The organism is Kitasatospora sp. NPDC001159, assembly GCF_053598235.1.
Window position 1 is genome coordinate 1 of the sequence record NZ_JBSFJV010000222.1, and the last position, 4,000, is coordinate 4,000.

At 74.5% G+C, this 4,000-nt stretch carries 3 protein-coding genes and 1 pseudogene; 2 read left to right on the plus strand and 2 right to left on the minus strand.

Annotated elements, in window-relative coordinates:
• Positions 1-138 precede the first annotated feature (138 nt).
• Together ACWC9T_RS41110 and ACWC9T_RS41115 are read right to left on the minus strand one after the other, a co-directional pair.
• The gene (locus ACWC9T_RS41110) at positions 139-1,059 is read right to left on the minus strand and encodes a lytic polysaccharide monooxygenase auxiliary activity family 9 protein (protein WP_449826129.1); all 921 of its coding nucleotides are present in this window, start codon (positions 1,057-1,059) and stop codon (positions 139-141) included.
• A 255-nt stretch (positions 1,060-1,314) separates the two neighbouring features.
• Positions 1,315-2,532 (minus strand): alanine racemase, encoded by a 1,218-nt coding sequence (locus ACWC9T_RS41115; RefSeq protein WP_449826130.1) that lies wholly within the window; start codon positions 2,530-2,532, stop codon positions 1,315-1,317.
• Between the two features lie 91 nt (positions 2,533-2,623).
• Between ACWC9T_RS41115 and ACWC9T_RS41120 the strand changes: the two genes are divergently transcribed.
• A complete protein-coding gene (locus ACWC9T_RS41120) occupies positions 2,624-3,397 on the plus strand; it encodes an SseB family protein (protein WP_449826131.1) in 774 nt (257 codons plus the stop codon).
• A 256-nt stretch (positions 3,398-3,653) separates the two neighbouring features.
• Positions 3,654-3,989, plus strand: a pseudogene (locus ACWC9T_RS41125) (transglycosylase family protein); the annotation flags it as partial.
• Positions 3,990-4,000: the final 11 nt, after the last annotated feature.

A 4,000-nucleotide genomic window follows, 5' to 3' on the forward strand; every position in this document is an offset into this window, starting at 1 on the left:
GATTCCATGAACACAAACCCCGCGCCCCCCCCCCCGGGAGGAATCCCTCCGGGTGGGCCGCCGTTCGTCTCGACCCCCCGAGGGAGCCGCGGAGCCGGGACCGGACGGGGGTGGGCCGGCCCGGCCCCGCGTCCGGCGTCAGGAGTCGCGTCGAACAGCCTCGACGCGACGGCGCCGGAGCACCATGCCCGCCCAGCCCACGCCGATCGCGGCGGCGCCGGCCAGCAGCAGCGGACCGGTGGCCGAGGTTCCGGCCACGGCGGCGGAGGTGGTCGGGATCGGCTGGCCGGCCGGGGCGTTAGGGTCCCCGCCGTGGCCGTGGTGGGCGACCGTGGACCTGGGCGCGTCGGCGGCGATCTGCGCGTCGCCGGGCGCGGCCGGGGCGGCGAACGAGGAGACGGCCGGGGCGCCGGCGGTGGTCGGCGTGCCGAAGTCGACGTCGGAGCAGCTGTAGAACGCCTCCGGGCTGTCGCTGCGCTGCCAGATCATGTAGAGCAGCTGGCGGCCGGTGCGCTGCGGCAGGGTGCCCGAGTAGGTGTAGTACCCGTTGACGGCGGTGCGGTCGACCTGCACCCGGGCCACCGGGGTCGGGTCGAGGTCCGACCACTTCAGCGGCTTGGTCGGGTCGTAGCCCGGCTTGGTGATGTAGACGGTCTGGGTGCCGACGTGCGGCGCGGTGGTGCGGAACTGGAAGGTGAAGTCGCCCGCGCTGACCGGGGTGGCCGGCCAGTCGGTGCGCGGCCAGTCCAGCGCCGCGTACTTGTCGCGGTTGGCCGAGCAGAGCCGGCCGTCCGGGATCAGCGCCTGGTGGTTCCCCGCGGCGTTGGCGATGTTGACCTCGTTCCAGTCGTACAGCGGCTGGGTGCCGCTCGCGGCGACGAGGTCCTTGCAGACCTGCGACACCGGGTGCTCCGGGCCCTCGGCGTAGCAGGCGGCGACCCGGCTGACGGGGTTGGTCATCGTGCCGTGGGCGCTGGCGGTACCGGTGGTGGTCGCGGCCACCGCGAGCACCGCGGCGCCGACCACGCCGGCGGACAGGGCACTTCGTTTGATGGACATGGGGTGGGAACTCCTTGACCGTCGTTCCGGGCGGGTGTGGGGGAGAACGGACACGCCTGCCCGTTCGGGGGCCGCTCGGCCCGGGTCGCGGACCCTGGCCAGAGCGTAGGATTGGTCTGGACCAGATGGCAATAGCCGTGCGTACCAATCCTGTTGACGGACTGTAGGCTCAGGTGCAGCGCAAAGGCCCGACGGGACACCTGGGTCAGGTGTTCCATCGGGCCCGCTTAAGGCTGCCGAAAGGCCGACCGGCGGTCAGAGGAAGGTCTTCCCCTCGCCCCGGTAGGTCGGCACGGTCCGCACGATCCGGTCCCCCTCGATCAGGTGCAACTCCGCGAAGCGCTCGCACAGTTCGCCCGCCTTGGCGTGCCGGAACCAGACCCGGTCGCCGATCAGCAGGTCGTCCGCGGCCGAGCCGAGCAGCGGGGTCTGCACCTCGCCCGCCCCCTCCATCGGGTCGTAGCGCAGCCCCGGCGGCAGGTACGGCACCGGCGAGCGGTCCGGCCCGGCCGCGCCGGAGGCCGGGTAGCCGCCGCCGAGCACCGTCACCACCCCGACCCCGGGGCGGCGCACCACCGGCTGGCCGAACAGTGCGGCCGGGCGGCCCCGGAACGCCCGGTAGTTGTCGAACAGTTGCGGCTGGTACAGCCCGGAGCCGGCCGCCACCTCGGTGACGGCCCGCTCGGCCGCGGTGGACTCCACACTGCCGGTGCCGCCGCCGTTGACGAACTCCAGCTCCGCCACCTGCCGCAGCCGCCGGACCACCGCCGCGCGCCGCTCGGCCAGTTCGGCCCGCGCCCGGTCCTGCATCAGCCGGATCAGCCGCGAGCGCACCGGCCGCGCCGGCACCAGGTCGCCCACCCCGGCGACGTGCCCCTCGTACGCCATCAGGCCGACCACCCGGAAACCGGGGCGGCGCTGGACGAGTTCGGCGAAGGCGACCAACTGCTCCGGGGTGCGCAGCGGCGAGCGCCGGGCGCCCACCCGGACCCGCCCGCCGAGCAGGTGCAGCGCGGTGTCCAGCTCCAGGCAGACCCGCACTTCGGCGTCGCCGGAGCGGGCCTTGTCGATCAGGTCCAGCTGGGCCGGGTCGTCCAGGACGACGGTGATCTCGCGGGCCGGCCCGGGATCGGCGGTCAGCTCGGCGTAGCCGGCCCGGTCGGTGGAGGGGTAGGCGAGCAGGATGTCGCGCACGCCGGTACGGGCCAGCCAGAGCGACTCGTCCAGGGTGAAGCTCATCACCCCGAGGAAGCCGTCCACGGCCAGCGCCCGCTCCAGCAGCGCCCGGCAGCGCAGCGACTTGCTGGCCACCCGGATCGGCTTCCCACCGGCCCGGCGCACCAGGTCGGCGGCGTTGGCGTCGAAGGCGGCGAGGTCCACGACGGCCACCGGGCCGTCCAGGTGGGCGGTGGCCCGGTCGTACCGGTGGCGGTCGGAGACCGGGGCGGGCGCGGGAGCGTCGAGCATCACCATGCGCGCAGGGTGCCACAGCGCCTTACCGGTGGGTAGAGGGCGCGTGCAGGGAAATGCGGGCAGTGGCTCGCGGTGGCATAGGGTCGGCCGGGTGGACCGCAAAGACTTCTCCAACCCGGCGTTCGTCGGCAAGAGCATCCCGAATCCCGGCTTCTCCGACGACGACGGCACGGCGGACCCGGCGCTGGCCGCGGCCCTCGCCCGCTGGTCGCAGGACCGTACGGCCGAGCCCGAGGTGCTGGCGGCGCTGACCCCGACCCGGCTGATGGTCCCGATCGTCGCCATCCTCGGCGAGGTCGAGGTGGACGAGCACGGACACAAGCACGACAAGACCAGCGACATGGCCGTCCCGGTGCTGGAGGCTCCGGACGGGCGCCGTGCACTGCCGGCCTTCACGTCGCTGGAGACGCTCACCTGCTGGCGGGCCGACGCCCGCCCGGCGCCGACGGCGGCCCCGCAGGCCGCGATGGTGGCCTTCTCCGAGCGTGCCGACACCCTGCTGATCGACCCGGCCGGGCCGGTGCCCTTCCTGCTGACCGGCGCCCGGCTGCGGGCGCTGGCGGAGAACCGTCCGTACCTGCCGCCGGTGACGGACCCGGAGGTGCGCGAGGCGGTCCGGGTGCTGCTGGCGGCCGAGCCGCAGGTGGTCAGCGGGCTGCTGGCGCCCTCGGAGGACTCGGACGGGGTGCTCGCGGTGGTCTTCGACCCGGCACTGGACCGGCCGGGGCTGCAGGCGGCCGCGCAGCGGGTCGGCCGGGCGGTGGCCGGGGACCCGGTGCTGCGGGTGCGGCTGGACCGGGGGCTGGACCTCGCGGTGCTCCCGGCGAGCGCGCAGCTGCCGGGGGAGGCGCTGTACCAGCGGTAGCCCGGAAACGCCTCGGGCGAGCAACCCCGAAATTTCGGTGCCCGGACTTCCGTACACGTCGCAGGTCGTGCTCCCCGGGCTTCAGTACGGGAGGAAGGGGGCCGATGCCTCAGCGTGCGGTGCGGGCTCCTCCACCCGCCGACGGTCGCTCGGTCCCGGCCACGCGGGGCCGCCAACCGGCCGGTTGCCGTCTTGTCATGGCCTGTTCGCGGCGCTTACTTTTGCCGCTCCTGACGCAATGTCGAGGGGGACCTCCATGGCCGTACGCGGCCGGCACCGCCGGTATCAGCCGAACAGGATCAACCGCGCCTCACTGACCGTCACGGCGGGGGGCGCCGGCCTGGCCCTCCCTCTCGTCGGCACCGGCACGGCCCAGGCGGCCGACGCGGCGACCTGGGACAAGGTCGCCGCCTGCGAGTCCACCCACGACTGGGACATCAACACCGGCAACGGCTACTACGGCGGACTGCAGTTCGCGCCGTCGAGCTGGGCCGCGGCCGGCGGCCTCGAGTACGCCCCGCGCGCGGACCTCGCCAGCCGCGCCGAGCAGATCGCCGTGGCCGAACGCCTGGCGCGGATGCAGGGGATGGGGTGACGGCTCGG

Bases quoted from the DNA above. Each gene is read 5' to 3' on its own strand.
- ACWC9T_RS41110 (WP_449826129.1), bottom strand. From the start codon at position 1,059: ATGTCCATCAAACGAAGTGCCCTGTCCGCCGGCGTGGTCGGCGCCGCG.
- ACWC9T_RS41115 (WP_449826130.1), bottom strand. From the start codon at position 2,532: ATGGTGATGCTCGACGCTCCCGCGCCCGCCCCGGTCTCCGACCGCCAC.